This is a genomic window from Streptomyces sp. NPDC008086, from assembly GCF_042957325.1.
Taxonomy (GTDB): Bacteria; Actinomycetota; Actinomycetes; order Streptomycetales; family Streptomycetaceae; genus Streptomyces.
In genome coordinates, this window is record NZ_JBIBIA010000004.1 from 228,474 (window position 1) to 255,211 (window position 26,738).

At 71.7% G+C, this 26,738-nt stretch carries 23 protein-coding genes, 2 tRNA genes and 1 pseudogene; 10 read left to right on the forward strand and 16 right to left on the reverse strand.

Translation table 11 applies throughout. The features are described from left to right. Positions 1–183: 183 nt before the first annotated feature. The 5 genes and pseudogenes from ACFZBP_RS15260 to ACFZBP_RS15280 all read left to right on the forward strand — a co-directional run bounded on the left by ACFZBP_RS15260 (position 184) and on the right by ACFZBP_RS15280 (position 6,007). Positions 184–1,719 (forward strand): peptidoglycan-binding protein, encoded by a 1,536-nt coding sequence (locus ACFZBP_RS15260; RefSeq protein ID WP_391413356.1) that lies wholly within the window; start codon positions 184–186, stop codon positions 1,717–1,719. Between the two features lie 57 nt (positions 1,720–1,776). After that, positions 1,777–2,886 carry an SPFH domain-containing protein gene (locus ACFZBP_RS15265; RefSeq protein ID WP_391413358.1) on the forward strand — a complete coding sequence of 370 codons (1,110 nt, stop codon included), beginning with the start codon at positions 1,777–1,779 and terminating at the stop codon, positions 2,884–2,886. A gap of 162 nt (positions 2,887–3,048) precedes the next feature. Next, the gene (locus ACFZBP_RS15270; RefSeq protein ID WP_383454700.1) at positions 3,049–3,654 is read left to right on the forward strand and encodes a lytic polysaccharide monooxygenase; all 606 of its coding nucleotides are present in this window, start codon (positions 3,049–3,051) and stop codon (positions 3,652–3,654) included. A gap of 92 nt (positions 3,655–3,746) precedes the next feature. Continuing rightward, positions 3,747–4,238, forward strand: coding sequence for a hypothetical protein (locus ACFZBP_RS15275; protein ID WP_391413361.1), 492 nt, complete (start codon positions 3,747–3,749; stop codon positions 4,236–4,238). Between the two features lie 72 nt (positions 4,239–4,310). Then, positions 4,311–6,007: pseudogene (locus ACFZBP_RS15280) on the forward strand (long-chain-fatty-acid--CoA ligase). Here the strand turns inward: ACFZBP_RS15280 and ACFZBP_RS15285 are convergent. From ACFZBP_RS15285 to ehuB, 6 genes are all read right to left on the reverse strand, one after another. Continuing rightward, positions 5,973–6,046, reverse strand: a tRNA-Lys gene (locus ACFZBP_RS15285). The pseudogene ACFZBP_RS15280 and the gene ACFZBP_RS15285 overlap by 35 nt on opposite strands. Before the next feature lie 126 nt (positions 6,047–6,172). After that, positions 6,173–6,931, reverse strand: coding sequence for an IclR family transcriptional regulator (locus ACFZBP_RS15290; protein ID WP_383454692.1), 759 nt, complete (start codon positions 6,929–6,931; stop codon positions 6,173–6,175). Between the two features lie 189 nt (positions 6,932–7,120). Next, positions 7,121–7,897 carry an ectoine/hydroxyectoine ABC transporter ATP-binding protein EhuA gene (gene ehuA / locus ACFZBP_RS15295; protein WP_383454689.1) on the reverse strand — a complete coding sequence of 259 codons (777 nt, stop codon included), beginning with the start codon at positions 7,895–7,897 and terminating at the stop codon, positions 7,121–7,123. 10 nt (positions 7,898–7,907) lie between these two features. Then, a complete protein-coding gene (gene ehuD, locus ACFZBP_RS15300; protein WP_383454686.1) occupies positions 7,908–8,558 on the reverse strand; it encodes an ectoine/hydroxyectoine ABC transporter permease subunit EhuD in 651 nt (216 codons plus the stop codon). Continuing rightward, a complete protein-coding gene (gene ehuC, locus ACFZBP_RS15305) occupies positions 8,558–9,289 on the reverse strand; it encodes an ectoine/hydroxyectoine ABC transporter permease subunit EhuC (protein ID WP_391413365.1) in 732 nt (243 codons plus the stop codon). Before ehuC ends, ehuD begins: the two co-directional genes overlap by 1 nt. Beyond that, positions 9,286–10,191, reverse strand: a complete 906-nt coding sequence (ehuB, locus tag ACFZBP_RS15310) for an ectoine/hydroxyectoine ABC transporter substrate-binding protein EhuB (RefSeq protein ID WP_383454679.1) — start codon at positions 10,189–10,191, stop codon at positions 9,286–9,288. Before ehuB ends, ehuC begins: the two co-directional genes overlap by 4 nt. A 47-nt stretch (positions 10,192–10,238) precedes the next feature. On the opposite strand from ehuB, the gene ACFZBP_RS15315 reads away from it, so the two are divergent. After that, positions 10,239–10,733: a DUF3830 family protein gene (locus ACFZBP_RS15315; protein ID WP_383454676.1), complete on the forward strand. Its 495-nt coding sequence runs from the start codon at positions 10,239–10,241 to the stop codon at positions 10,731–10,733. Here the strand turns inward: ACFZBP_RS15315 and ACFZBP_RS15320 are convergent. Together ACFZBP_RS15320 and ACFZBP_RS15325 are read right to left on the reverse strand one after the other, a co-directional pair. Beyond that, positions 10,714–12,114 carry an amidase gene (locus ACFZBP_RS15320; RefSeq protein ID WP_391414099.1) on the reverse strand — a complete coding sequence of 467 codons (1,401 nt, stop codon included), beginning with the start codon at positions 12,112–12,114 and terminating at the stop codon, positions 10,714–10,716. The two genes, ACFZBP_RS15315 and ACFZBP_RS15320, sit on opposite strands and share 20 nt — an antisense overlap. 32 nt (positions 12,115–12,146) lie before the next feature. After that, complete coding sequence (locus tag ACFZBP_RS15325; protein ID WP_383454673.1) at positions 12,147–13,130, reverse strand: D-2-hydroxyacid dehydrogenase; 984 nt, start codon at positions 13,128–13,130, stop codon at positions 12,147–12,149. A 208-nt stretch (positions 13,131–13,338) separates the two neighbouring features. Here ACFZBP_RS15325 and ACFZBP_RS15330 point away from each other — a divergent pair, with 208 nt between their 5' ends. The 3 genes from ACFZBP_RS15330 (at position 13,339) to ACFZBP_RS15340 (ending at position 16,256) form a co-directional block, all read left to right on the forward strand. Beyond that, the gene (locus ACFZBP_RS15330; protein WP_062721066.1) at positions 13,339–14,148 is read left to right on the forward strand and encodes an aspartate/glutamate racemase family protein; all 810 of its coding nucleotides are present in this window, start codon (positions 13,339–13,341) and stop codon (positions 14,146–14,148) included. A gap of 78 nt (positions 14,149–14,226) precedes the next feature. After that, a complete protein-coding gene (locus ACFZBP_RS15335; protein ID WP_383454670.1) occupies positions 14,227–14,958 on the forward strand; it encodes a decarboxylase in 732 nt (243 codons plus the stop codon). Positions 14,959–15,167: 209 nt separating this feature from the next. After that, positions 15,168–16,256, forward strand: coding sequence for an MsnO8 family LLM class oxidoreductase (locus ACFZBP_RS15340; RefSeq protein WP_391413369.1), 1,089 nt, complete (start codon positions 15,168–15,170; stop codon positions 16,254–16,256). Positions 16,257–16,277: 21 nt separating this feature from the next. Here ACFZBP_RS15340 and ACFZBP_RS15345 read toward each other — a convergent pair whose 3' ends face one another. After that, on the reverse strand, positions 16,278–18,176 hold the full coding sequence (locus tag ACFZBP_RS15345; RefSeq protein WP_391413372.1) for an EAL domain-containing protein: 1,899 nt from the start codon (positions 18,174–18,176) through the stop codon (positions 16,278–16,280). A gap of 345 nt (positions 18,177–18,521) precedes the next feature. On the opposite strand from ACFZBP_RS15345, the gene ACFZBP_RS15350 reads away from it, so the two are divergent. Beyond that, the gene (locus ACFZBP_RS15350; RefSeq protein WP_383454662.1) at positions 18,522–19,928 is read left to right on the forward strand and encodes a M6 family metalloprotease domain-containing protein; all 1,407 of its coding nucleotides are present in this window, start codon (positions 18,522–18,524) and stop codon (positions 19,926–19,928) included. Positions 19,929–20,228: 300 nt separating this feature from the next. Here the strand turns inward: ACFZBP_RS15350 and ACFZBP_RS15355 are convergent. The 7 genes from ACFZBP_RS15355 to ACFZBP_RS15385 all read right to left on the reverse strand — a co-directional run bounded on the left by ACFZBP_RS15355 (position 20,229) and on the right by ACFZBP_RS15385 (position 26,556). Continuing rightward, positions 20,229–20,302, reverse strand: a tRNA-Lys gene (locus ACFZBP_RS15355). After that, complete coding sequence (locus tag ACFZBP_RS15360; RefSeq protein ID WP_383454660.1) at positions 20,293–20,868, reverse strand: bifunctional DNA primase/polymerase; 576 nt, start codon at positions 20,866–20,868, stop codon at positions 20,293–20,295. The genes ACFZBP_RS15355 and ACFZBP_RS15360 overlap by 10 nt, the downstream gene beginning before the upstream one ends. A gap of 133 nt (positions 20,869–21,001) precedes the next feature. After that, positions 21,002–21,367 (reverse strand): hypothetical protein, encoded by a 366-nt coding sequence (locus tag ACFZBP_RS15365; protein WP_062720849.1) that lies wholly within the window; start codon positions 21,365–21,367, stop codon positions 21,002–21,004. Positions 21,368–21,517: 150 nt separating this feature from the next. Further along, entirely contained in the window at positions 21,518–22,855 is a 1,338-nt protein-coding gene (locus ACFZBP_RS15370) for an AAA domain-containing protein (protein ID WP_391413375.1), read from the reverse strand. Next, complete coding sequence (locus ACFZBP_RS15375; protein WP_391413378.1) at positions 22,852–24,471, reverse strand: hypothetical protein; 1,620 nt, start codon at positions 24,469–24,471, stop codon at positions 22,852–22,854. The genes ACFZBP_RS15370 and ACFZBP_RS15375 overlap by 4 nt, the downstream gene beginning before the upstream one ends. Then, on the reverse strand, positions 24,462–25,595 hold the full coding sequence (locus tag ACFZBP_RS15380; RefSeq protein ID WP_391413381.1) for a hypothetical protein: 1,134 nt from the start codon (positions 25,593–25,595) through the stop codon (positions 24,462–24,464). The genes ACFZBP_RS15375 and ACFZBP_RS15380 overlap by 10 nt, the downstream gene beginning before the upstream one ends. Continuing rightward, entirely contained in the window at positions 25,546–26,556 is a 1,011-nt protein-coding gene (locus ACFZBP_RS15385) for a phosphatase PAP2 family protein (protein WP_391413383.1), read from the reverse strand. Before ACFZBP_RS15385 ends, ACFZBP_RS15380 begins: the two co-directional genes overlap by 50 nt. Positions 26,557–26,738 lie beyond the last annotated feature (182 nt).

Here is a 26,738-nt window from a genome sequence, read left to right on the forward strand (position 1 = left end):
GTGCTGACGGCGTTAACTCTACAGGACCTCTGGGGGTGCTCCGGACCGGCGGAGAGGGCGGGGGAGGGGACCCGGAGGGCCGTAAACCATTCGGACCGTCAACATGCGCGTCCGGAAGACAGTTGAGAAACTGACGACGTGCCCAGCCGCGGACATTTTCAACTGGAGTGTGAGGGGAATCGCATGGAGACTCGGACTCCGGTATTCGAGGAATTCGATCCGGCGAGTGACTGCGACTGCCCCGGATGCGTTCACTGGAGACGCGTCCTGCCGCATTCCACGACTGGCCGCCACCCCGCCGCCCACCGAGCGCTGATCCTCGCCGCAGCCGCTTCCAGTGTCCTCGCCGTGGGCCACACGGCCCCGGCCGTCGCCGCCCCCCACGCCCCCGACCGCCCGGCCGTTCCCGCAGGTGACGAGCCCAGCACCCCCCAGGGCGGCAAGGCCCCGCTGCACGGCCCGAGCGGGCGGCCGGCCCCGTCGTCCGGGCCCGTCAAGACACCCGCCACCACCCGCGCCGAGATCATCAAACGGGCCAAGAAATGGGTCGCGGCGAAGGTGCCGTACAGCATGTACAAGTACTGGTCGGACGGCTACCGACAGGACTGCTCCGGCTTCGTGTCGATGGCCTGGAAGCTACCCGGAAACGAATGGACCGGCAGCCTGGGCCAGTACGGAGTACGCATCGCCAAGAAGGACCTGCAGCCCGGCGACATTCTGCTGTTCCATAATCCGGCGGACCCCGAGAAAGGCTCGCACGTCGTCATTTTCGGCGGCTGGACGGACCACACGCACACCTACTACGTCGCCTACGAGTCGGCACCCCCGCACGCCCGCCGGCGGACCACCCCGTACGCCTATTGGAGCCACTCCGACCGCTATCTCGCCTACCGCTACAAGGGACTGAAGAGCACCGCCACCGGCACGAAACCGGAGACGGAGAAGCCCGCCACCGAGAAGCCGACCGCGGAGAAGCCCGCCACCGAGAAGCCGACCGCGGAGAAGCCCGCCACCGAGAAGCCGACTGCCGAGAAGCCGACTGCCGAGAAGCCCGCCACCGAGAAGCCGGTCACCGGGCAGGCCGACTCCGCCACCGAGCAGACGGGTGCCGACAAGGCGGACGTCGGAAATCCGGGGGCCGCCGCGCCGGACGCGTACCCGGGGCCGGCTCATTTCGGCCCCGGGGCCAACAACAAGTACGTCACCCGGCTGGGCACCCTTCTCGTCGAGCGCGGCGCCGGCCGGTTCTACACCTCCGGCCCCGGCCCGCGCTGGACGGACGCGGACCGCAGGGCAACCCAGGCCTTCCAGCAGGCGCAGGGCTGGCGAGGCCAGGACGCGGACGGGCTGCCGGGACCGCGGACGTGGGCGCTGCTGGTGACCGGCAAGGGCAAGACCATCCCGGACGCGGGCCCGGCCGGCGCCCCCGCCCCGACCGCCCCGGCTGCCACCACCCCCGCCGAGCCCTCCTCGCACGGGGTCCCCGGATACCCGGGGCGCGCCATGTTCCGGCCCGGCGCCGACAACCAGTACGTCCTGCGGCTCGGCGGGCAACTCGTGAAGAAGGGGTTCGGCAAGCACTACAAGACCGCCCCGGGATCGCGCTGGGACGAGTCGGACCGGCGAGCCGTCGAGGCCTTCCAGCGGGCCCAGGGCTGGCGGGGCGGCGCGGCGGACGGCTACCCGGGGCCGGAGACCTGGCGGCGGCTGTTCGCGTGACCCGACATCCCGGCAACCACCGTTGTGACGCATCTGGCGCGGAGGCTGGAGGCACGCATGACCACGACCACTTCTCACACGCCCGAGCCCGAGGGACCCCTGCGGCCCGCACGGCTGATCCAGAACGAGGCGACCACCGAGATCCCCGTCCATCTGCTGTTCCGTGACGAGGCCGGCCCGGTGTCCGTACCGCTCAGGCCGACGGTCGTGGCACGCCGGCAGGGCACGGGCGAACAGCCCCGGGTGCGCCGCCCGGTCCAGCCCAAGCCGCGCCCCGAGCCGCAGGTCGACCCGGACTTGGTGGAGCGCCCGGCCCGGGTGCTGCCCGGCGCCGCGGGCGTGTTCGCCGGGGTCTGCGGGGCGGCCGGGTGCCTGGCCACCTCGTGGTGGGCCGGGGTGCTGCCGCCCCTGGCGGTCGACGCGCTGGGGCTGCCGGCGTCCGCGGGGGCCGGGTTGGGGCCGGCCCAGTGGGCGGCGTACACGGGGGCCGGGGCCGTAGGGCTGTTCGGGCTGGGCGGGCTGACCAGGGGGCGGACCGGACGGGCCTGGGTGCTCGGGCTGTTCGGCCGCTACCGGGGGACGGTCCGGCGCACCGGCCTGATGTGGGTCAACCCGCTGTTGCTGCGCCGCCGGGTCGACGTACGGCTGCGGCACTGGCGCAGCGAGCCGATGCCGGCGGCGGACGGGAACGGGGTCGCGCTGCGGGCGGTCGTCCTGGTGGTGTGGCGGGTGAAGGACACCGCGCGGGCGACGCTCGGGGTGGAGGACCACGAGGCGTATCTGCGCGAGTGCGTCGAGGCGGCGCTGGCCCGGGTGCCGGTGGAGATGCCCGGTGCGACACGGGGGTCGGTCGAGGCGGCCTCGGAGACGCTGACCCGGTTGGTGACGCGGGACGCGGGGGCGGTCGGGGTCGAGGTGTTCTCGGTGCGGCCGGCGCGGGTGGAGTACGCCCCGGAGGTGGCCGCCGCCATGCACCGGCGCCGGATCGCCGCGCTGGACGCCCAGGACCGGGCCACGATGGTCACCTCGGTCGTCGACTCGGTCGAGGACACGGTGACCCGGCTGACCATGCGGGGCCTGGTCGAGCTGGACGACTACGAACGCAAGGCGCTGGTCAAGGACCTGACGGTGGCGTTCTGCGCGGGACGGGGGGAGGCGGCCCCCTGACACTCCCTCCGACATCCGACACGGCGCATCGACACCGCTCTGACAGCCCGTCGAACATGTTCTTCGATTGGTATGGACATGTTCAACGCTCAGCAATAATCTGAGACTTGGTCTAGACCTGCAAGCTCATCGAACCTCCCCCACGTTCCCAGGAGCAGCAGCATGCGCAGAAAGACCAAGTGGTACGCCGCCGCACTCGGACTCACCACGGCCGGAGCCCTCGCACTCTCCAGCGGGGGCGCGAGCGGCCACGGCTACACCGACCTCCCGATCAGCAGGCAGAAGCTCTGTCAGAACGGCACCGTGACCAACTGCGGCTCCATCCAGTGGGAGCCGCAGAGCGTCGAGGGCCCGAAGGGCTTCCCGGGCTCGGGACCGGCCGACGGGCAGATATGCAACGCCGGCCTCGGCCAGTTCAGCCAGCTCAGCGCCCCGCGGACGCCGTCCGGCGCCGCCTGGCCCACGACCAGGGTGACCGGCGGTCAGAACTACACGTTCCGCTGGCAGTTCACCGCCATGCACGCCACGACCGACTTCCGGTACTACGTCACCAAGCCGGGCTGGAACCAGAACCACAACCTGTCCCGGTCCGACCTCAACCTCACACCGTTCTTCACGGTCCCGTACAACGGTCAGCGGCCGCCGTCCACGCTCTCGCACAGCGGCCGGCTGCCGACCGGGCTGAGCGGTCACCACGTCATCCTCGCGGTGTGGACGATCGCCGACACGGGCAACGCGTTCTACGCGTGCTCGGACGTCACGTTCTGAGGTTCCCTTGAGTCAGCGTCCCGGCCGGCGTGGGTAGGTTCCTGCCACGCCGGCCGATCGGGGCCGGCGTACCGACCTCGGGGGACTGAACGATGGACGTGTTCTTCTACGTCATTCCATGCCTGATCATGGCCGTGGCCCTCTTCATGGCGTACCGCGTGGTGTACCGCTCGCTGCAGATGCGCAGTGCGTGGAACAGCGGGCTCACCGCGCAGGGGCGTTGCCTGCGGGCGTACACGACGGTGAGCGGCGGCGGCCGTGACACGGCCGTGAGCACCACCCTGCATCACGTGTACGAGTTCACCGCGCGCGACGGACGCCTCGTCCGGTTCGAGGAGGAGGGCGGACCGGGGACGACGGTCGAGGGCGACCTCGTCACCGTCTACTACGCCGAGGGCGCGCGGGTGGTGGCCACGGCCCATGCGCCGGGCCGGGCCAAGCAGGCGGCGGGCGCCTTGGGCATGCTCGTCTTCCTCGGCGTGGTCGTGGTGTTCTGCTTCGGCTTCATGGTCACCTACAGCGACTTCTCCTCGGGCGTGAACGAGACGGGAATCGTGGAGGAGACGGGGTTCGGGGGCTTCTGACGGTGGGACTTCCCGGCCCTCCACTCCTCACCCTCTCCACATCTGACGGACCGTCAACTACCGTGCGTCTCCATGGAGTCCACTACGGGACGTACGGTGGCCGAGCTCGTGGCGGCGCGGTGGGGTGACCACCGGCCGGGGCTGTGGTTCGAGGGCGGGACGCTCACCCAGCACGAGGTGGCGGCCGGGGCCGCCGTCCGGGCGGCACTGCTGACCGACCTGCTGCCCACCGGGGCCGAACCGCACCTCGGCGTCCTCCTCGACAACACCCCCGAGTACCCCTTGTGGTTGAGCGCTGCGGCCCTCGCCGGCGCCGCCGTCGCCGGGATCAACCCCACCCGCCGGGGTGCCGAACTCGCCCGCGACATCCTGCACACCGAGTGCCGGATCCTGATCACCGAGCGGACCCACCTGCCGCTGCTCTCCGGCCTCGACCTCCCCGGCGTCCGCGTGCTGCTGACCGACTCGGCGGAGTACGACGCCCTGCTCGCCCCGTACGCCGACGCCCGCCCCGACCCCGCCCGCGCCACCCCGCACGACCGTCTCCTGCTCTACTTCACCTCCGGCTCGACCGGCGCCCCGAAGGCCGCGATCTGCACCCAGGGCCGCCTGGCCGCCGCCGGCCGCTCCCTGGTCGAGCAGTTCCGGATCCGGCCCGACGACGTGCACTACGTCTGCATGCCGATGTTCCACGGCAACGCGGTGATCGCCGACTGGGCCCCCGCCCTCACGGCCGGCGCGGGCGTGGCCCTGCGGCGCCGGTTCTCGGCGTCCGGGTTCCTGACGGACGTACGGGCGTACGGGGCGACGTACTTCACCTACGTGGGCCGGGCCATCCAGTACCTCCTCGCCACCGATCCGCGCCCCGACGACCGGGACCACCCGCTGCGGCTCGGCTTCGGCACCGAGGCCGGGGCGGTGGACGCGGCGGCGTTCGAGCGGCGGTTCGGGGTGCGGCTGGTCGAGGGGTACGGCTCCTCCGAGGGTGGGGCCGCGATCCCGTGGACGCCCGGGACGCCCGTGGGTGCCGTGGGGCCGGCCGGGCCCGGGCTCGTCGTGCTGGACGCGGAGACGCGGAAGGAGTGCCCGACCGCCGTCTTCGACCGGGCCGGACGGCTGCTGAACGGTGACGAGGCGATAGGGGAGCTGGTGAACCGGGCGCCGAACCCCTTCGAGGGGTACTGGCGCAACCCCGAGGCGGAGGCCGAGCGGCGCCGGGACGGCTGGTACTGGACCGGCGACCTCTTCTACCGGGACCGCGACGGCTACCTGTACTTCGCCGGCCGCACCGACGACCGGATCCGCGTCGACAGCGAGAACCTCGCGGCCGCGATGATCGAGAACATCCTCGCGCGGTACGAGGGCGCGGACGCCGTCGCTGTGTACGCCGTGCCCGACCCGGTGACCGGCGACCAGGTGATGGCGACGATCGCCGGCACCTTCGACCCGGTGGCCTTCGCGTCCTTCCTGACCGCCCAGCCCGACCTCGGCACCAAGATGGCACCTCGGTTCGTACGGGTCGTGGACCGGATGCCGGTCACGGCCACGAACAAGATCCACCGGGCGCGACTACGCAAGGAAGGCATACGGTGCGCCGACCCGGTGTGGTGGCGCCCACCCGGCGAGCAGACGTACCGGAGCCTGGAACAGGGACAACCCCCGGACCCCCGGCCGCTCCCGCCGGCCCCGGACACGCCGAAGGGCCCCTCGCTCCCACGAGAGGCCCTTCACCGGTGCGCCGCCAGGGACTCGAACCCCGGACCCGCTGATTAAGAGTCAGCTGCTCTAACCAACTGAGCTAGCGGCGCATGACTCCCGCCGACCGCGTTCCCAGGGGGTTCGCGGCTGGCGACGAAGAAAATACTACCTGGTCCCGAGGGGTGCTTCCGACCACGCCGCGCGCGGCCGGGCGGCCCCCCCGCGGGGCGGCGCTCCTAGATCGCCAGCGACAGCAGCACCGGCGCCGCGTTCCGGTTCAGCGCGTCCGCCGCCTGGCGGAGCCGGTGGGCGTGCTCGACCGGGAGGGACAGGGCGAGGCAGCCCACGGAGGAGCCGGCCGTGATCGGGACGGCCGCGCACACCGTGCCCACCGCGTACTCCTGGAGGTCGAGGTGGGGGACGGTCGGCGGCTGGGACTCCAGGCGGGAGAGCAGGACCCGGTCGCTGGTGATCGTGCGCGAGGTGAGGCGGGCCATCTTGTGCCGGGAGAGATGGTCGCGCCGCCCGTTGTGGTCGAGCTGGCCGAGCAGGCTCTTGCCGATCGCGGTGGCGTGGGCGGAGTAGCGGAAGTCGACCCACTCGTTGACCACGGGGGTGGCCGGACCGGCGGCGAACTGGTCGATCCGGATCTCGCCGTCGACGTACCGGCTGATGTAGACGGCGGCGCCGACCGAGTCGCGCAGCCGGTCCAGGGTGCCCTGGAGGTGCTCCCGCAGGGCCTCCTCGCGGCCCTGGGCGGAACCGAGGCGGGTCAGCGCGGCGCCCGTCGCATACGCGCCGTCGCCGACCTGCTCGACGTATCCCTCGCGGCGCAGCATCAGCAGGAGGCTGGTCAGGCGCTCCGGTCCGATGCCCGTGTGCCGGGCGAGTTCGGTGTCGGTGACTCCGGTGCTGTGCCGTGCCACGGTCTCCAGGACGCGCAGGGCGTCCTGGGCCGAGTGGTGCGGCGTCGTCGGCTCGTGCTGGAGCGCCACGGTTCCCCCTGCGGTCGCACGTCGCTTCTCATGGTCAGGGTTCGGTTCGGGTCGGCCAACCTCCTTCACGATAACGGGCAAGAGGCTTGTAGTGAGCGCTTGTTGACGAGATTGCGACGGCCTCAACTGCGGGACCGGCACCTGGCATATGCCGAGGTCAAGAGCCCGGCATGGACTCCCGGCACAGACTCACAGCACAGCGCTGAGGAACTCCCGCGTACGGTCGTTCTCGGGGTCGTTGAACATCTTCTCCGGGCTGCCCGACTCGATGACCCGGCCGGAGTCGAACATCAGGACCTGGTCCGAGATGTCCCGGGCGAAATTCATCTCGTGGGTCACACAGAGCATCGTGATGTCGGTGGTGCGGGCGATGTCCCGCAGCACGTCCAGGACGCCCGCGACCAGCTCCGGGTCGAGCGCCGAGGTCACCTCGTCGAGCAGCAGCACCTGCGGTCGCATGGCCAGTGCCCGCGCGATCGCGACCCGCTGCTGCTGGCCGCCGGAGAGCTGGGTCGGGCGGGCGTCGCACTTGTCGGCGAGGCCCACCATGTCGAGCAGCTCACGGGCGCGGGCCTCCGCCTCGTCCTTGGACAGGCCGAGGACGGTGACCGGGGCCTCGGTGATGTTGCGCAGCACCGACATGTTCGGGAACAGGTTGAACTGCTGGAACACCATCCCGATCTTCTTGCGGACCTCGCGGATCTGCTTCTCCGGCGCCGGGAAGAGCTTCTCCCCGGCGACCGTGATCGTGCCCTCGTCCGGCTTGAGCAGCGTCATCAGCAGCCGCAGGATCGTCGTCTTGCCGGAGCCGGACGGGCCGATCAGGGTGACGTGCTTGCCGGACGCGACCGAGAAGTCGAGCCCGTCGAGGACCGTGTTGGACCCGAAGCGCTTGGTGACGTTCTCGAAGCGGATCAGTTCGCCGCCGTCCACCGGCGGGTTGGCGCTCGCGTCGGGTTCTTTCATCAGAGGGGTGTCAGCGGACAAGGCGTCGCTCCAGGGCTCGTACGAGAAGGGAGGCCGGATAGGCGATGAGGATGAAGGCCACCCCGATGACCGTCAGGGGCTCGGTGAACTGGAAGTTCTGCTGCGCGAACAGCCGCGCCGTGCCGAGCATCTCCATCACCGTGATCGTCATCAGGATCGGTGTGTCCTTGAGCATCGCGATGACGTAGTTGCCGAGGGCCGGGACGACCCGGCGGATCGCCTGCGGCAGGATCACCACCCGCCACGTCCGGGTCACCGGCAGGTTCAGCGCCGTGGCGGCCTCCCACTGACCGGCCGGCACCGCCTCGATGCCGGCCCGGTAGACCTGCATCGTGTACGTCGAGTAGTGCAGCCCGATCGCGAAGACACCGGTGGTCAGCGCCGAGGCCGTGACGCCCCACTCGGGCAGCACGTAGAAGAGGAAGAACAGCTGCACCAGCAGCGGGGTGTTGCGGATGAACTCCGTGACCGCCCCGACCGGCCAGCGCACCAGGCGGCTCGGCGTGCGCATCAGCAGCGCCCACACCAGGCCCAGCGCGAACGAGATCAGCGAGCCGAGGGCCAGGATCTGCAGCGTGAGCAGCAGTCCGTCCCAGAACTTCGGCATGAAGTCGGCGACAGCGCCCCAGTCCCAGGTCATCAGGAAACACCTCCCAGCGAACCAGCGGCGCCCACACCCGTCGTCTCAGCACGGTGCAGCTCCTGGTCCGGCGTACGCCCGACCTGCTTGCCGACCCCGGCCTTGAGCCGGCGTTCCAGTCCGCGCATGCCGCGCGTGAGCAGGAAGGCGATGACGAAGTAGATCACCAGGACGTACGTGTAGATCTCCGCGCTCTCCTGGAGCGCGAGGCGTACCAGGTTGGCGCTGAAGGCCAGGTCGCCCATACCTGTGATCGACACCAGAGCCGTGCCCTTCAGCAGTTCCACCAGCAGGTTGGTGAACGAGGGGATCATCTCCGGCACCGCCTGCGGCAGCAGGATCAGCCGCATCCGCTGCCACGGCGTGAAGCTGAGCGCGATGCCGCCCTCGCGCTGCGCCGGGTCGACCGCGTTGAGGGCGCCGCGCACGATCTCGGCGCCGTACGCCCCGTAGGTCAGTCCGAGGGCGAGGGTGCCGGCCCACAGGGGCACCAACTGCCAGCCGAACGCGACCGGCAGCACGAAGAACACCCAGAAGATCATGATCAGGGCGGAGGTCCCGCGGAACACCTCGGTGTAGACGCCCGCGAGGAAGCGGACGATCCACAGCCGGTGGGTGCGGGCCATGCCGACCCCGAAGGCGACCGCCGTGGCCACCAGCGTGCTCAGCACCAGCAGTTGGACGGTGATCCATATCCCGTTGAGTACGAGTTCCCAGAGTCCCGAGGTCATCCGCCGCACAGCTCCTTCGCGGTCATCTCGGTCATCTCGGTCCGGGTGAAGCCGAACGGGCGAAGGATCCGGAAGACCTCATCGCTCTTCTTCAGCTTGTGCAGCTCCGCGTTGAAGGCGTCCCGCAGCCTGGTCTCGGTCCGCCGGAACGCGAAGGCGCCGCCGGCGAGCTGCGGCTTGCCGTCGAGGACGGGAGTGAAGGCCTTGGTCGCCTCCGCCTTCGAGGAGGTCCGCACCACCAGGCGGGAGGTGACCGCGGTGGCGGTGAAGTAGTCGACCCGCCCGGCCTCGACGGCGTTCAGTCCGGCGACCTGGTCGGGGACGATGAGGATGTCGCCGCGCCGGTAGCCCGCCTCGATCGCGTGCTCGATCTGGGCGTAGCCGGTGCCGGTGGCGATCCGCGCCTTCTTCGCGAACGCGTCCTTGTAGTCGCGCAGCCCCATCGGATTGCCCTTGCGTACGACGAACGCGTCGGGCATCTGGTAGTCGGGGTCCGCGAAGATGACCTGCTCACAGCGTTCCGGCGTGACGTACATCCCGGCGGCCACGACATCGAACTGCTGCGAGTTCAGGCCGGGGATGAGCGAGCCGAACTCGGTCGGTACGGGCTGCACCCGGTCCACGCCGAGCCGTTTGAAGATCGCTTTGGCCAGTTCGGGCGCCTCGCCGGTCAGTTCGCCGTTCTTGTCGATGTACCCGAAGGGGATCTCACCCGCGATGCCCAGGCGTACGACACCGGCGGCCTTCATCCGGTCGAGCAGGTCACCGCCTTCCTCCGTCGATGCCGTGGCCACGCGCGAGCAGCCGGCCGCTCCCAGCGCACCGAGCGCCGCCACCCCCGCGAGCAGCGACCGGCGCGTGGGCACAGGTATGTCTCTGTCGTTCCCATTAGGTGGAGCCATGGCGGCGCGGCTACCCGAGACCATGCGATGTATGCACAGTGGAATGCATGACTGAACGGTTCATCGAGGTGTCGCTGGTCAAGCGGGGCATCCGCTGCACGGCCAAACTCCTGGACGACCGCGCCCCGCTCACCTGCGCGGCCGTCTGGGATGCCCTGCCCCTGACCGGCGACGTCTACCACGCGAAATACGCCCGCAACGAGATCTACGCCCTCTTCCCGCCCTTCGCGGAAACGGAGCCGCCCCTGGAAAACCCGACGGTCACCCCCATCCCTGGCGATCTGTGCTATTTCGCCTTCGCGGGCACGGAACTGGGCACGAAGTCCTACGGCTACGACCGTGAGGTCCGCCCGGGTACGACGGTGGTCGACCTGGCCCTGTTCTACGAGCGCAACAACCTGCTCATGAACGGCGACGTGGGCTGGGTGCCCGGCATCGTCTGGGGCCAGGTCGTGGAGGGCCTGGAGGAGATGGCCCAGGGCTGCAACGACCTGTGGCGGTCCGGGGCGCTGGGGGAGTCCCTCAGCTTCCGGCGGGCGTGAGCCCGGCCGCGCCGGCCTCGTAGAGCGTGTGCGCCGCCCGCAGGACGAGATCGTCCCGGTGCCGGGCGGCCACGAACTGCAGGCCGATCGGCAGGCCGTCCCCGTCGGTGCCGACGGGGACGGTGGCCGCCGGCTGCTGCGTCAGGTTGAAGGGATAGGTGAACGGCGTCCAGCCGGTCCACCGGCGGTGCCCCGAGCCCTTCGGCACCTCGGCGCCCGCCTCGAAGGCCGTGAGCGGGAGGGTCGGGGTGACCAGGAGGTCGTACGTGTCGTGGAAGCGGCCCATACGGCGGCCGAGTTCCATACGCACGTCCACCGCGGCCAGATAGTCGAGCGCGGTGAGCCGGGCGCCGACCCCGCAGATCTCCCTGAGCCCCGGGTCGAGCAACTCCCGTTGGTGCGGCCCGAGATGCTGGGTGACCCGGGCCGCCCCCGTGAACCACAGGGCGTGGAAGGCGTCCACCGGGTCCGTGAAGTCCGGGTCGGTCTCCTCGACGTACGCCCCCAGCCCCGCCAGCCGCTCCACCGCCCGCCGCACCGCAGCCGCGACCGCCGGACGCACCGCCACCTGGCCGCCGAAGGAGGGCGAGTAGGCGACGCGCAGACCGCGCACCCCGCCGGCCAGACCCGCCACGAACGAGCCCGGCGCGGGCGGGAGCGCCGACCAGTCGCGGGAGTCGGGCGTGCCGATGACGTCCAGGAGCAGGGCCGCGTCGGCCGCGTCACGGGTCATCGGGCCGACGTGCGCCAGTGTGCCGAAGGCGCTCGCGGGGTACAGCGGGACCCGGCCGTACGTCGGTTTCAGGCCGAAGATCCCGCAGAAGGCAGCGGGGATCCGCACGCTCCCGCCGCCGTCCGTGCCGAGCGCCAGCGGCCCCGCGCCGAGCGCCACCGCCGCCCCCGCGCCGCCGCTTGAGCCGCCCGCGGTGCGGGTCGGGTCGTACGGGTTGCGGGTGACACCGGCCAGGGGCGAGTCCGTGACGCCCTTCCAGCCGAATTCGGGCGTCGTCGTCTTGCCGAGGAACACGGCGCCGTGCGCGCGCAGCCGGGCCACGGACGGCGCGTCCTCGTCCCAACGGCCCTGTTCCGGAACGGTCATCGACCCCTTCCGCGTCGGACCGCCCCGCATCAGCAGGATGTCCTTCACGGTGACCGGAACCCCGTCGAGCAGCCCGGCCGGTTCACCGCGCCGCCAGCGCTCGGCCGACTGCTCGGCCTGCGCGAGAGCCGCGTCGGCGGTCAGCCGGACGAAGGCGTTGACCTCCGGCTGGATCTGCTCGGCCCGCTCCAGGGCGGCGCGGGTGGCGTCGACGGGACTGAACTCCCCTTCCCGGTAGCCGTCGAGGAGTTGTACGGCGGTTAGTTCGGTCAGTTCCGTCAGGTCCGTCATGCGTCGCCCTCCAGCTGTGGACATCAACGTCCGGGTACGTACCCGCGCTGCTTGTCGACCACGTTCAGCAGTGGCCTGCCCGCCACCCATCGCTCGTACAACTCCACGAACTGACGGCCGAGTTCATCCCGCCAGCCGATCGTGTCCCCGCTCATGTGCGGCGAGACGATCAGGTTCGGGACGTCCCACAGCGGACTGTCCGGCGTCAGCGGCTCGTGCTCGAAGACGTCGAGCGCCGCCCCCGCGATCCACCGCTTGCCCAGGGCCTCCGCCAGCGCGTCCTCGACGACCAGCTGCCCGCGACCGACGTTGACGAACCGGGCGGACGGCTGCATCACCCCGAAGCGGCGGGCGTCGAACATGCCGTACGTCTGCTCGGTGAGCGGCGCGGCGGCGATCACCCAGTCGGCGCGGGCGATCAGCCGGTCGAGGTCCTCGGGACCGTGGATGCCGGTCCGCGCGGCCCGGCCCACCAGGGCGGTCGTGACGTCCAGCGCCTTCAACGTGCGGACGATCGCCCGCCCGATGGGCCCGGAGCCCACCACACACGCGCGCGTGCCGCCGACCCGCTGCCCCTCGCGGTGCCGCCACTCCCGGGCACCCTGGAGCTCCAGCGTCCTCGGCAGGTCCTTCGCCATCGCCAGCACCAGCGCGGCGACGTACTCGGCGATCGGCTGGTCGAAGATCCCGCGGGCGTTGGTGACCACCGTGTCCGACTCGGTGAGTTCCGGACACATCAGATGGTCCACGCCCGCACTCGCCGTGTGTACCCAGCGCGGCCGCGGACCCGCGCCGGGCCAGGCGTGCCGTACGGCGTGCGAGGCGAAGTCCCAGACCAGCAGCACATCGGCGGACGGCAGCCGCTCGGCCAGGGTGGCCTCGCTCGCGTGCTCGACGCGGGCGCGACCGGTGAGGCGGCCGAGGCGGGGGAGGGGATCGGCGTCCAGGACGAGAAGCGTGGGCGGGGCGTCGGAGGCGGGCGGCGGACCGGGGATGGGTGCGGTCATGCGGGGGCGTCTCTCCGGGGTCGCGGGGGTGGGGGGCGGCCGGGGGGTGTACGGGGCCGTACTCCGGCGTTCTACTGAAAGGGATGGCCGTCTGACATGCGGGGTTTGACCACGCTCGCACCCGAACCTACCTTCGTCAACACGGGCGTACGTACGGTCCGTTGCTCACCCGTATCTCGTAGTGAGGGCGGTGCCTGCCATGGGCAGCCTGGACATCTCCTTCCTCGGCGGACCTCGACCCCAGCGTGGGGTCGGAGTCGTCGCCCCCTTCGACTTCGCGTTGGACCGGGAGCTCTGGCGCTGGGTGCCGGACGAGGTCTCGCTGCACCTGACCCGAACGCCCTACGTGCCGGTCGAGGTCAGCCTCGACCTGGCCCGCATCGTCAGCGAGCACGAGACGCTGAGCGACGGCGTCCGCACCCTGACCGCCATCGCCCCCGAGGTGGTCGCCTACGCCTGTACCTCCGGCAGTTTCGTCGGCGGCATCGCGGGCGAGCGGGCGATGTGCGAGGCGATGACCAGGGCGGGCGCGGTGCCGTCGGTCACCACGTCCGGGGCGCTGCTGGAGGCGCTGACCGAGCTCGGCGTACGACGGGTGGCCCTGGTCACCCCGTACACCGTGTCGGTGACGAGGGCGCTGGAGGAGTACGTCGCGGAGGCCGGGACCCTGGTCACGGGGTGTGCCTTCATGGGCCTGACCCGGCACATCTGGAAGGTGCCGTACCGCGATGTGGCCGACATGGCCCGCCAGGCCGTACGCGGTGCCGCCGACGCCCTCTTCATCAGCTGCACCAACCTGCCCACCTACGACGTGATCCCCCAGCTGGAGGCGGAACTGCGCATACCGGTTCTCTCGGCCAACCAGGTGACCATGTGGGCTGCGCTGCGCCGGCTGGGTACTCGCGCGGTGGGGCCGTACCAGGCGCTGATCGATCCGGCGGCACGGATCGACCCGGCGGCGCGTGGCGGTACGGCACTTCCTGAGGTTCCGGATGTACCTGAACAGGAACAGCAGTAGGAGAACACAGGCCAAGCCGAGCAGAGAGCAAGCAGTGAGCAAGCGAACAGGCGACCGGCGAGCAGCAGAAGGGCTGACATGACCGCACTCGGATTCCTCTACCCGGGCCACTCCGCCGAGGACGACTACCCGCGCATCGAACAACTCCTCGCCAGCGACATCCGGCTCGACCTGGTGCACACCGACATCGGCGAGGACGCGCACCGGGTGGACGCACTGCTGCGGATGGGTTCGGCGGAGCGGCTCGCGGCGGGCGTGGAGGCGCTACGGCTGACCGGCGCCGAGGCGGTCGTGTGGGCCTGCACCAGCGGCAGCTTCGTCTACGGCTGGGAGGGCGCCCACGAGCAGGTCCGCACCCTCGCCGTCACGGCGGGCATGCCGGCGTCCTCGACGTCCTTCGCCTTCGCGCACGCGGTCCAGGAACTCGGGGTGCGGCGGGTGGCGGTCGGCGCGACGTACCCCGACGACGTGGCCGGCCTCTTCGCGGACTTCCTCCGCGCGTCCGGCACGGAGGTGGTCTCGGTCCGCGGCTCCGGCATCATCACGGCGATGGAGGTAGGCACCTGGGGCGAAAAGGAACTCTTCGCCCTCGCCCGGGAGGCCGACCATCCCGACGCCGAGGCGATCCTCCTCCCCGACACGGCCCTCCATACCGCCTCCCACCTCCCCGCCCTGGAACACCTCCTCTCCAAGCCCGTCCTCACCGCCAACCAGGTCACCGTCTGGGAAGCCCTGAGGCTGACGGACCGCCGCGTGAACGCCCCCGAACTGGGCTCCCTGTTCACCCGAGAGCCAATCGTCCAGGCATAGCCCAGACGCCCCCAGCCCGTCCGGCGTTCGAGGACGAGGTCCGAAGGGCCGACCGCGGGGTCTGGGGCCTGGGGCGGCAGCCCCAGGGGTGGAAGGGCGAAGCCCCTGGGGATGGGACGGGTAGGGGCTGCGGGGGCGAGGGAATAAACCGGAGCCCCCCTCCTGTTAACGCCGAACGCACACCACACGGCAAACAGCAGGAGGCACAAGTGCCGGCGACAGAGATCCGGGCCACCCCACAGGGCACCGCCCCGGCCCCCCTCTCCGTACTGGATCTGGTAACGGTCAGCCAGGGCCACACCGCCACCGACGCCCTCCACACCAGCGTCCAGCTCTCCCGCCTCGCCGAATCCCGAGGCTTCCACCGCTACTGGGTAGCCGAACACCACTCCATGCCTGGCGTAGCCTCCTCGTCCCCCGCGGTGATCCTCGCCCACATAGCCGCCCACACCACCCGCATCCGCCTCGGCTCAGGCGGCGTGATGCTCCCCAACCACGCGCCCCTCGTCATCGCGGAACAGTTCGGCACCCTGGAAGCCATGGCCCCCGGCCGCATCGACCTCGGCCTCGGCCGAGCCCCCGGCACGGACGGCGCCACGGCGGCCGCCCTCCGCCGCACCGACCACCTCAACGAAGGCGCCGACGACTTCCCCGAACAGCTCGCCGAACTCACCCGCTTCCTCGACGACGACTTTCCCGACGGCCACCCCTACCGCCGTATCCACGCGGTCCCCGGCCCCGTCCAGTCGACGTCCCCCGGCGGCGTCCAGTCCCCGCACCGCCCACCGATCTGGCTGCTCGGCTCCTCCGGCTTCAGCGCCCGCCTCGCCGCGACCCTCGGCCTGCCCTTCGCCTTCGCGCACCACTTCTCGGCCCGCAACACCATCCCGGCCCTGGAGCTGTACCGCGAGTCCTTCCAGCCCTCGGCCGTCCTGGACCGCCCCTACGCCCTCATCGGCGTATCGGCCCTGGCCACCGACGACGAGAAGGAAGCCCACCGCCAGGTGAAGGCCGCCGCCCTCAGCATGATCCGCCTGCGCACCGGCCGCCCCGGCCTGATCCCCAGCCCCGAGGAAGCCGAGGCCTACGAGTTCACCCCGCTGGAGCGCGAGTTCGCCGACTCCTGGAACGCCAACGTCATCCACGGCACCCCCGACGAGGTCCGCACCGGCCTCGACGACCTCCACAAGCGCACCGGCGCCGACGAGCTGATGATCACGAGCAACGCCCCCGGCATGGACATACGCCTACGTTCGTACGAACTCATAGCGGACGCCTACGACTTGCCGACCACCTGACCGCCCAAAGAGAAGGGCGCGTCAGACCCGCACCCCCAACAACTCGGAGATGCGATCCGGCGACACCGGCCGCGAATACAGCCACCCCTGCCCGGTGTCGCACCCGATCCGCCGTAGCCGCGAGGCCTGCGCCAGCGTCTCCACGCACTCCGCGGTGACCGTCAGCCCCAGCCGGTGGGCCAGATCGATCATCGCCTCGACCACGACCTCGTCGGCCGGGTTCGGCGGCGCGGCGGCGTTGTTCTCGCTCTCGTACTGGAAGCCCCGTACGAAGGAACCGTCCAGCTTCAGGACCGACACCGGCAGCCGGCTCAGATACGCGAGGTTCGAATAGCCCGTGCCGAAGTCGTCGATCGCGATGCGTACGCCCATGTCGCTGAGCGCCTGGAGGTCCTGGATCGGCCGGCCCGCCGAGCCCATCACCGCGGACTCGGTCAGCTCCAACTGGAGCAGATGCGGGGCGAGTCCGGTCTCGTCGAGGATCCGGGCCACGTCGGCCACCAGGTCGGAGTCCCAGACCTGGCGGACGGCGACGTTCACGCTGACGAAGATCGGCGGCTCGTCGGGGTGGGCCAGCTGCCAGGCCTGGGCCTGCCGGCAGGCGGTCGCCAGGATCCAGCGGCCGAGCGGCACGATCGAACCGTCCTCCTCGGCCAGTCCGATGAACCGATTCGGCGCCAGTATGCCGAACTGAGGATGATTCCAGCGGACAAGCGCCTCGACCCCGCGCAGCCGTCCGTCCTCCATGCTGACCAGCGGCTGGTACTCCAGCGCGAACTCACCGCGCTCGATGGCGGGGCGGAGCGTGGAGGCGAGGGCCTGGCGGGTCATGAGGTGGGCGTTGCGCTCGGGGTCGAACAGCGTCCAGCGGTCCTTGCCGTCGGCCTTCGCCCAGTACAGCGTGGTGTCGGCGGCCGCCATCAGGGCGGAGGGAGTGGTGCCGGCGGCCTGGCGTTCCACGACGCCGATCGAGGCCGACACCGAAAGACGCCGGCCGCCCAGGTCGAAGGGTGCCCGCAGCGCGGCGAGCACCGACTCGGCGAGGTCGGCGAGTTGCTCGGTGCCCGTGGAGTCCTCGACGAGCAGGGCGAACTCGTCCCCGCCGAGCCGGGCCACCAGCGGCGGGATCGACCGGGTCTGGCCGGCCTCCTCGGCGCAGTGCGTGAGCCGTTCGGCCACGGCGGTCAGCAGCTTGTCGCCGACGCGGTGGCCGAGGGTGTCGTTGATGGCCATGAAGCCGTCAAGGTCCAGGTAGCACAGGCCGATTCGCCCGGTGGTGCCGCTCTCGTCGTACGACTCCACCTCCAGCGCGGCCGACAGACGCTCGAAGAACAGGGTGCGGTTGGGCAGCCGGGTCACCGGATCGTGCATCTCCAAGTGCCGCAGCCGGGCCTGGAGTTCACGGTGGTCGCTGATGTCGGCGACGGAGAACAGGACACCGCACGGCTCCTTGCCGGGCAGCGGCGCGACCGTGACCTGCACCCACAGGGAGTGTCCGTCCCGGTGTTTCAGGCGCCGTGTGCAGCGCAGTTGGGCCTGACGGCCGCGCAGCACCTCGCGATACGCGTGCCAGGCGCGGGCGTCGGAGGCGAGGTCCACCAGATCCGCGGCGAGGGATCCGGTCAGCTCGCCGGGGGCCGTGCCCAGCAGGTCGGCGAAGGAGGCGTTGGCGTCGGTCACCAGGCCGTCGCGGTCGACCACGGCCATCGCGAGCGGCGCGGCGGAGAACGCCGAGGAGTAGGGCCAGGAAGGGGATGGCAGCCCGGCGGCGACACGGGGCGGCGCTCCGGTACCTAGGGATGGCTGGGTGTTACTCTCTGTGACGGCTGCCCCGATGAGGCCTGCCGTGGGCGTCGGCCCTTCGGACGTTCCGCTCACCGCTCGCTCCCGCAGTGCACTCGATCTTCGGATGGGTCTCATCGGAATGGCCGGCCGGTTGGACGGGGGTGCCCCCTGCGGCCGCCGGGCCGTGTCCGTGCAGGAAAGTGTCAGGAAAGTGTGCCGATCATAGAGGCTGGCCCGGAGGCCTTCCACCTACTGTCCAGTCTTCCCGCGTGACGCGCTCTTCTGACAGATCGTTTCTGCCCGCACCTGGACAGCTTCTTCGAACCCCCGACCAGTTGTGACGTTCCGTGAGCGATTCGGGGGTGTCGGTTCTGGCGGCCCCTCGGTGCTCTCACCCGTCTGGTGCAGCTGAACAGGACGTAGTACGACAATCCGACACAGGGTGGATGCGGTGTCCCGCGAACCGCTCCGGAGGTCCCCGTGCCGCGTCAGCTCCCCCTGCTCCGTGGGACGGGCCTGCTGCGGGACCGGCACCGACTGCGCAGTACCGCGGCCGTGTTCACCACGATGTCGGCGCTCGCGGCGACCTCCCTGGTCGCCGGACCCTCGGTCGCCGAACCCTTCGACACGGCGCCCTGCGCCCTCAAACGGACCGCGGCCCACCACTCCGAGGGCCTCGACACGTGGAACGCCGCCTACCCGCGCCCGACCCGGGAACTCGACGCCGTCATGGTGTTCCTGTCGTTCCCGGACGCGGCTCCCCAGACGACACCCGCCGAACTGACGGCCGACCACTTCCCGGCCACCACCCGATTCTTCGAACGCGCCTCCTACGGCAGATTCACCCTGCGCCCGCATCCTCTCCGGCACTGGATCCGGATGCCGAAGCCGTCCACCGCGTACGCCATACAGCGTGACTGGCGGGTCGACGACCGGGCCGCCTATCTGCGGGACGCGCTCGCCGCGGCGGACCGTGAGGTCGACTTCTCCCGCTACGACATCGTCTACTTCGTCGCCGACCCGGACGCGCCCGGCGTCGACTCGGACGCCACGAAGGTCGTCAACCTGGACGCCCCGCTGCGGGCCGACGGCACCGACATCCGGCGCGTGGTCACGGTCTTCGAGAACCATCCGCCGGACCGGCTGGTCCTGGCCCACGAGACCGGGCATGTCTTCGACCTGCCGGACCTTTATCACCGCCCGGTCGACGGCAAGGGCGACTGGGACACCTATGTCGGCGACTGGGACCTGATGGGCAGCCAGTTCGGCATGGCACCGGATCTCTTCGGCTGGCACAAGTGGAAGCTGGGATGGCTGGACCCGCGGCAGGTGGTGTGCGTGCAGGGGCGGGGCGGCGGACCCGTACGGCTGACGCTGGAGCCGCTGTCCGCGGCGCCGGGGATTCCGGTGCGCACGGGTGCGGCCGGGTCGCCCGGCGCGTTCGGGTCGGGCGGCTCGCCCGGGGCCCCCGACGCGTTCGGCATGCAGGGCGGGCTCGGACAGTACGGTACGTCCGGGGCGTACGGTGGCGTGCCGGGCTTCGGACTGGGCAACGGCATCAAGCTGGCCGTCGTCCCGACCGGTACGGAGAGCGCCCTGGCCTTCGAGGTGCGCGGCCCGGTGGGCAACGACATGCAGGCCTGCCGGCCGGGGGTGCTGGTGTACCGGGTGCGCAGTGAGACCGCGTCCGGGGGCGGGCCGGTCGAGGTGATCGACGCCCATCCGCACAGCGAGGCCTGCTGGGAGGAGTCCGTCTACCCACCCCTCGCGGACGCGCCGGTCGGCCTCGGCGAGAGCTTCACGGTGCCGGAGGAGGGTGTGCGGGTGGACGTGGAGGGGCGGACGGTCTCGGGGGCGTGGACCGTGCGGATCGCGGCGATCAGGTAGCGCGCGCGCCGGGCGAAGGGTCGCGTGACCGGACAGATGTACGCCGGCTGACAGCGGTACGCCTCGCGGGCCGCTTGTGCGCCGGGGGGCCAACGCGAAAATCCCGTAGTCGCCACGAGGAGGAAGGCGAGGGGCGTTCACCCGTGAGGGCCGGGAAGTCTGCCGCAAGACGCGAAAGCCCCCGCACCCGCGAGGACCCCCACCGTCTGTGCGCCGCCAGGGACGCGAACCCCGGACCCGCCGGGAAAGCTACCTCAAATGCGAAAGCTCCCCGCTGTCGCGAGGAGCTTTCACCGTCTGTGCGCCGCCAGGGACTCGAACCCCGGACCCGCTGATTAAGAGTCAGCTGCTCTAACCAACTGAGCTAGCGGCGCCTGCTGACGTCGTAGACCTTAGCATCCTGATCCGGGTGGGGAAAAATCGATATCCGCACGGCTGCCCGAGCCGCCCGCACGGCCGCCCAGAGCAGCACCTCCGGCCCCGGTAACCAGGGATTACGCGTGTCCGGGGCGACCAGCCAGCGGGCGCCGGAGGGGGCGTCGGTGGCGGACCGGGCCGGGACGGTCACGGCGTCCCCGGTGCCGTGGCACAGCAGCGCCGGGACGTCGCCCGCGCGGCCGAACTCCTCCCACCGCAGCAGCGACGGCAGCCGGTGGGCCGTGCCGGGCGCGGCGAACAGCAGCATCCGTCCCCGGAACATCGCCACCGGCCCCGATCCGGGTCCTTCCTCCCACAGTTGGTCGACCATCCGGCGCCCGAAGACCGCGGGTGCGCTCACGACGTCGAAGACGGAGCCGCAGGCCAGCACCATGGGGGCCGTGGGCCGCTCGTCCCAGAAGGCCCGGGCGCTGCGCGGATACGGTTCTGCGGAGGCGAGCCAGGCGGCGCCGTCCGCGGTGAGGGAGGCGGTCGAGAAGGGGGCGTTGGGTGAGCTGCTCATGGCAGCTACATCTACCGACGGTGAGCGGGCCGTTCCCGAGAGTTCCGGGAAATCGGGACAGGGCGGGGTGGCAGGGCGTATCTTGCCCGCCTGGCATATGCCATCGACTGTGCCGGGACGCCGGGCGGCCGGGTCACACCGGGTCGACGTGCCCGGGACCCTCGACCCCCCGCATCAGATCCCGGCCGAACTCCACCATCTTCTTGGCATAGTCCTCGGTCCACTCGGCCCGCGCGGCGATGTCGGCGGGCGTCAGCCGGTCGAACCGCCGGGGGTCCGCCAGCTGGGCCGCCGCGATGGCCTGGAACTCCACCGCACGGTCGGTCGCCGCCCGGAACGCCTGCGTCAGCTCGGTCGCCCGCGTCAGCAGCGCCCGCGGGTCGTCGATCGACTCCAGGTCGAAGAAGTGCTCCGGGTCGGCTGCCACCTGCGCGGGCTCGAAGAGCAGGGGCGCGGGGCGTAGCCGCGGTTCGTTCCGACGCGGCGTGGGCTCCGCCATGTCTTCTCCTTCTCCTACGTCGACGATCTCGGATCTCGTGGACCACCAAGGACATCTCACCGAGGACATCTGCGGGCCGATCCACCGTCCATTGTCCCGCGCCCGCGCAAGGGGGCGCCGAGCGCAGGTCAAAGGGGGTGCCGTGGGGCATCAGCCGGGCCGCCACCCCACCCGGTGCTCCGCCAGCCGGGCGAGAACCGCGTGGTTCGCCTCCCACCCGTCCGGGAACTTCACCAGCGTCCCCAACTGCACCGGCTCCGTCGACGGATAGTCGTCCAGCAGGTCGCTCACCCCCGCCCGGCACACCACGATGCAGGCGTGCCGGTGGCGGGAGGTGAGGACGCACAGGCGGCCTGTCTCCAGGTGGAAGGCGGTGGCGTCGGGGCGGCCGGAGAGGGGGTGGAGGACGACGGTCACGTCGTACTCGCGGCCTTGGAGACGGTTGGCGGTGTCGACGGTGACGTCGGTCACGCCCAGCTCGCTCAGCGCCGCCCGGACCGAGGCCGCCTGGTCCCGGTGGGCCGTGCCGACCGCGATCCGGTCGGCGGTGAGGGGCGCGGCGTCGGGCGAGCGCTCCGACGTCGCCGCACCACCCCGGTCCAGCAGGCGGCGTACGACCGTCGCCACCGCCCGCACCGCCTCGGGGTCCGTGCGCGGGGTGTGCCGGGCGGGCAGCTCCAACAGCCCCCAGCCCGACTCGGCCGCCTCGTCGATCACCCGGTCGGGGCCAGAGCCGTCCGACGGGACCGCGAAGGACAGGCCGCGGTCACCGTGGTCCGTGCCGCTGCGGAACGGGGTGTACGGGTAGAAGGCGTCGGAGACCAGCGGCGCGGCGGAGGCCGGCAGCCGCCAGGAGACCGGCAGGCGGTGCTGGGGCAGTTCGGGGTTGTGGGCCAGAAGGGTGGTCACTGCGGAGGCCGACGGGTCGTACGACAGGCCCGCCCACTGCTCGCTGCCGACGATGGAGAAGGGGTCCAGCTGGCCGGGGTCGCCGACGAACAGCGCCCGCTCGAACAGGCCCGCCACCGCGAGCAGCGAGTCCGAGCGCATCTGGTACGCCTCGTCGACGATCGCGTGCCGCCAGGGCTCGTCCACCTTGACGTGCGCCCACTTGGCCGCCGTCGAGATGACGACCGAGAGCCCGCCCAGATCGCCGGCCTTCGCCGACTTGCGAACGTTCGGCAGGTCGTCCAGCGCCTTGTCGTACGGGTCGGCGTCGCTGCTGTGCAGCCGGCCCACCGGCAGCTCGGGGTTCTTCTCGGCGAGCCTCAGCACCAGGTCGTCGACCTGGGCGTTGGTCTGCGCGACGACCATCAGCGGGCGCCCGGCCTCGGCGAGTTCCAGGGCCGCGCGGACCACGAGCGTGGACTTGCCGGCACCCGGCGGGGAGTCGACGACGACACCGCGCGCGGTCCCGTGCAGCGTGTCCTGGAGGATCGCGTCGGTGGCCTCGGTCGCCGCGGTACCGGGGTCGAACACGGTCGTCACAGCACATCCTCCTCGGTCAGCGGATCGGCGGCCTCGGACTCCGGCTCCCCGGGCGGCCCGCCGTGCGTCCACGGCGTTTGCTCCGGGTCGGGCAGCTTCGCCCCGCCCCGCTGCTCGTGCTCGAACAGCGTGAAGCACAGCACATCGCCCTTCTCGGGCACCGACCCCTCCTCCGGCTCCTTGCCGCGGCCCATCTTGTCCAGCACCCGCAGCACGATCAGCGCACTGTCGTCCTCGGCCTCCCCCTCGTACCCGACGAACTCCGCCGACTGAGGCTTCCCACCCAGCGACCGGAACACCTTCGCGCGCTCGCCCAGATGGGGTCGGTCCTCCGTGCGAACCGTCACCAGCGGGCGCGGACCGGGCCGCTTGCCCTCGCTGTACGCCATCACCACATCGGTGACCTCGCCCGCGAACGCCTCCCCGGACAGCCGTCGCCCCGCCATCACCAGCGGGTCGTCGAGCGCCTCCTGCGCCTCCAGCCGGGCCTGTTCGCGCTCGCGCGCGGCGAGCTTGCCCGCGGCGGTGACCGCGTCGTCGCGGCGCGGCTGCGGGGGCTCACCGGCGATCACACGGTCGCGGTGCCCGGTGAAGGACCAGCGGTCGCGGGTCCACCGCTCCTCGACCCGCGAGGCCTCCGGCAGCTCCCGCAACCGGTCCAGGCCCCGCCACACCGCGTCCCAGGTGGGCCGGGTCCGGCTCGCCACCAGGGCGCGGATCTCCCGCTCGGCGGCGGTCAGGTCACCGAGCCGGTCGTCGGCCGCCAGCCCGTCCTCGGCGGCGGCTAGGGCGGTGCGGGCACGGTCGTAGCGCTCGATGGCGGGGGCCAGCAGCTTGTTGTCGAACGCCGGGTCGGTGGCCGGACCGGCGGGCGGGCACAGCAACTGGCCGTCCCGGTCCCGGGCGAGCTCCGCGCGCAGGGCCGCCTCGGCGCCCGTCCCGCCGGACTGGGGGTCCCCGGGGGGAGGGTCGATCCATGCCAGCAGCGCGCCGAGGTGCTGGTCCTCCAGCGTGGACTGGCCGGTCGCCCAGTGCCGGGCCAGTACGTCCGTCATGGCCAGCAGCAGCGAGGAGCCCGGCACCCGGGCCCGCTCGGCGAAGTGGGTCAGCCACCGGCCGAGCAGCGGCACGCGCGGAGGCGCGGGGTAGGGGGCCTCCGGGTCCTGCTCCGCCGTACGCCTGAAGCGCATGGAGCGGCCCAGGAGGCGTACGAAGTCGATGCCCGCGCGGCTCGGCACGATCAACTGCGGGGCGTCCGCGCACAGTTCCACCTCGACCTTGACCCGCTTGCCGGTCTCCGGATCGGTCTCATTGCGCTCGGCCGCCTCCACGTCCTCGGCGTAGGCGTCGATGTACGGCAGGACGACGTCCGCCAGCTCGGACAGGAACGCGAATCGGAGGTCGCGGTCGCGCGGCTGCGGTACGACCAGCAGGTGCGGGGCGTCACGGTCCGTGCCGACGAGCGCGCCGAGCGGGGCGCCGGCCTCACCCGCGGTGGTGAGCGGCACGAAGACCAGCGGCCGCTCGGACAGCCGCCGGTGGCGGACCGTCGCGGCGGGCTGCGCGCGGCCCGTGCTGACGGCTTCCAGCCGGGCGAGGGTGGAGATCAGCGACACGCGGCCACCGCCTTGGTGCCGAGGGCCTCCGCCCGCAGTCGCGCCGCCCTGCGCAAGGCCGCCACCGCCGGGTCGTCCGGGTCGCCGGACTCGCCGCGGGCCGCCGACAGGACGCCCTCGACGGTCGTCAGGTCACCCAGCTCGGCCCGCACCGAACGGCCCAGCGACGTCACCGCGCCCGACGCGCGGGAGCGGGCGCGGCAGTGGAAGGCCAGCTCACAGGCGGACAGGCACTCGGGCGCGTACGTCGCCGGAACCGACTCGACGGCCGTCGTCAGGTCGGCGGCGGGCAGCTCGGGGGAGAAGCAGAGGCCGTCGGGGAGGGTGTCGGCGATGTCCTCGATACGGGTGAGACGGGCCAGCTGACGGGCGGTGACCGCGCGCTGCTTGCGGACGTCGACGGCGGAGGCGGTGGGGAGGTTGGAGAAGTCCTTGGGGCAGACCAGAAGGACGCGGTGACGCACGCGCGGGGCGGGATCCAGCCGGGCGGCGATCTGCTCCAGCGCCAGCACGTACACCGCCGACTGCCGTGCGGCCGCGCCGACCTTCGCCGGGTCCGCCGAACCGTCCAGCATCGGGAAGGACTTGATCTCCACGACCGTCCAGCTGCCGTCCGGGTGCACGACCACCGCGTCCGGCTCCAGGAAGGCGGGCGAGCCGGCGACGTCCAGCGCGAGCATGGGGTGGTCGAGCAGCGTCCACTCGCCGGGGGCCTCGGTGGCCTCGCGCAGCGCGAGTGCGGTACGGGCGGTGCGGCCCTCGGGGCCGGTCGCGGTGAGCTCGGGCACGCGCGCGTCGGCGGGCGGTTCGGCGGAGCGGTCCAGCTTCTCGTGGACCAGGCGCAGCAGCTCCGCGCCGCCGTCCGCCTTGACCTTCGCCTCGAACGCGTTCCCGCGGGTGAAGGCGAACTGCGACTGCCCGAAGGCCGACGGCGAGCCCAGTGCGCTCGCCAGGGCCGCCTTGTCCACCCCGGCGCCGTCCAGGATCGCGCGGCGCTTGCAGCCGGGGTTGGCGGCGAGGGCGGCCAGGGCGCGCGCGTCGAGCGCCTTGGCCGGTACGTCGGGACCGCGCAGCTCAGCGAGCCGGTGCCGGAGCGCCGTCCCCCGCGTCCTGGGGAGAGGCACTCGGCTCGGCTCCGGATCCGAACCGGGACTCGCGCTGCCGTGGAATTCGCTCACCCGCTGAAGTCTGGCATCCGCCACTGACATTCGAGGAAGAAGAGTCGTCCGAGGCCACGGTGACGCTCTCGCGCGTACCCTTCGCGACCATGCCGCCGGAGGCCGTTCCGGCCGTCGCGACGGGGGCGGCCCCGGCCCCGAACCGCGCCCGGACCCGGTCCGAGACTCGCAGGACGTACGGCGTCAGCAGCAGCCCGACGCCCATCACGGCGGCGCCCGCGACCGCGTCGAGGAAGTAGTGGTTGGCGGTGCCCATCACGACGATCGTGGTGATCAGCGGGTAGGCGACGGCGGCCACCTTCGTCAGGCGCGTCCCGCCGTACCGCCACAGCATCACCCCGCACCACAGCGCCCAGCCGACGTGCAGGCTCGGCATGGCCGCGTACTGGTTCGTCATGCCGCCCATGCCCTTCGGCGCGCTCGCCGCGCCGCCCCACCAGCCGTACGAGCTGTACTGGGCCATCGTGTCCACGAAGCCGTGGCTCGCGGCGAGCAGCCGGGGCGGGCAGGTGGGCAGCAGGGTGAAGCCGATCAGACCTATCAGGGTCGACGTCATCAGCCAGGTGCGGGCCGCGCGGTAGTGCGCGCTGCGGGACCGGAAGATCCAGACCAGGAGCAGCGGGGTGACCAGGTAGTGCAGCGACGCGTACCAGAAGTCGGCCGGCACGCCGAGCCAGGGCTCGCGGGTGAAGAGGCGGTTGAGGGGGTGCTCCGCGTTGAGGTGGAGGGCCTTCTCGATGCCCAGGATCGCCAGGCCGTGGTCGACGGCGTGGCTGACGTCACCGCGGGCGAGGAGCCGGCCGGCCGAGTAGCAGGCGTACACCAGGAGTATCAGCGGCAGCTCGGTCCACCAGCGCAGGCGGGTCCGCGGTGTCGCCTCCACGCCAGCTGTCTCGGCGCGTGGCATCCGATCGCCTCCCCCTTCATGTCGCGGCGCCCGGTTGACCGGTCGCACCACTTTACGGTGTATGCACGCGCCCCCTTCGGGCGGCCCCGGCCCTCAAGACGCAGAGATCGCCCCCCGGGTTGCCCTCACACAGCGTGCGGGATGATGGACGGGTCCCGCCTCTCGTTTCTCCCGGAAGGGCA

Coding starts and splice junctions, on each gene's coding strand:
- ehuC (WP_391413365.1), bottom strand. CDS start 9,289: ATGACCTCGGGACTCTGGGAACTCGTACTCAACGGGATATGGATCACC.
- ACFZBP_RS15335 (WP_383454670.1), top strand. CDS start 14,227: ATGACCGCACTCGGATTCCTCTACCCGGGCCACTCCGCCGAGGACGAC.
- ACFZBP_RS15270 (WP_383454700.1), top strand. CDS start 3,049: ATGCGCAGAAAGACCAAGTGGTACGCCGCCGCACTCGGACTCACCACG.
- ACFZBP_RS15345 (WP_391413372.1), bottom strand. CDS start 18,176: ATGAGACCCATCCGAAGATCGAGTGCACTGCGGGAGCGAGCGGTGAGC.
- ehuD (WP_383454686.1), bottom strand. CDS start 8,558: ATGACCTGGGACTGGGGCGCTGTCGCCGACTTCATGCCGAAGTTCTGG.
- ACFZBP_RS15315 (WP_383454676.1), top strand. CDS start 10,239: ATGACTGAACGGTTCATCGAGGTGTCGCTGGTCAAGCGGGGCATCCGC.
- ehuB (WP_383454679.1), bottom strand. CDS start 10,191: ATGGCTCCACCTAATGGGAACGACAGAGACATACCTGTGCCCACGCGC.
- ACFZBP_RS15385 (WP_391413383.1), bottom strand. CDS start 26,556: ATGCCACGCGCCGAGACAGCTGGCGTGGAGGCGACACCGCGGACCCGC.
- ehuA (WP_383454689.1), bottom strand. CDS start 7,897: ATGAAAGAACCCGACGCGAGCGCCAACCCGCCGGTGGACGGCGGCGAA.
- ACFZBP_RS15325 (WP_383454673.1), bottom strand. CDS start 13,130: ATGACCGCACCCATCCCCGGTCCGCCGCCCGCCTCCGACGCCCCGCCC.
- ACFZBP_RS15260 (WP_391413356.1), top strand. CDS start 184: ATGGAGACTCGGACTCCGGTATTCGAGGAATTCGATCCGGCGAGTGAC.
- ACFZBP_RS15365 (WP_062720849.1), bottom strand. CDS start 21,367: ATGGCGGAGCCCACGCCGCGTCGGAACGAACCGCGGCTACGCCCCGCG.
- ACFZBP_RS15360 (WP_383454660.1), bottom strand. CDS start 20,868: ATGAGCAGCTCACCCAACGCCCCCTTCTCGACCGCCTCCCTCACCGCG.
- ACFZBP_RS15275 (WP_391413361.1), top strand. CDS start 3,747: ATGGACGTGTTCTTCTACGTCATTCCATGCCTGATCATGGCCGTGGCC.
- ACFZBP_RS15265 (WP_391413358.1), top strand. CDS start 1,777: ATGACCACGACCACTTCTCACACGCCCGAGCCCGAGGGACCCCTGCGG.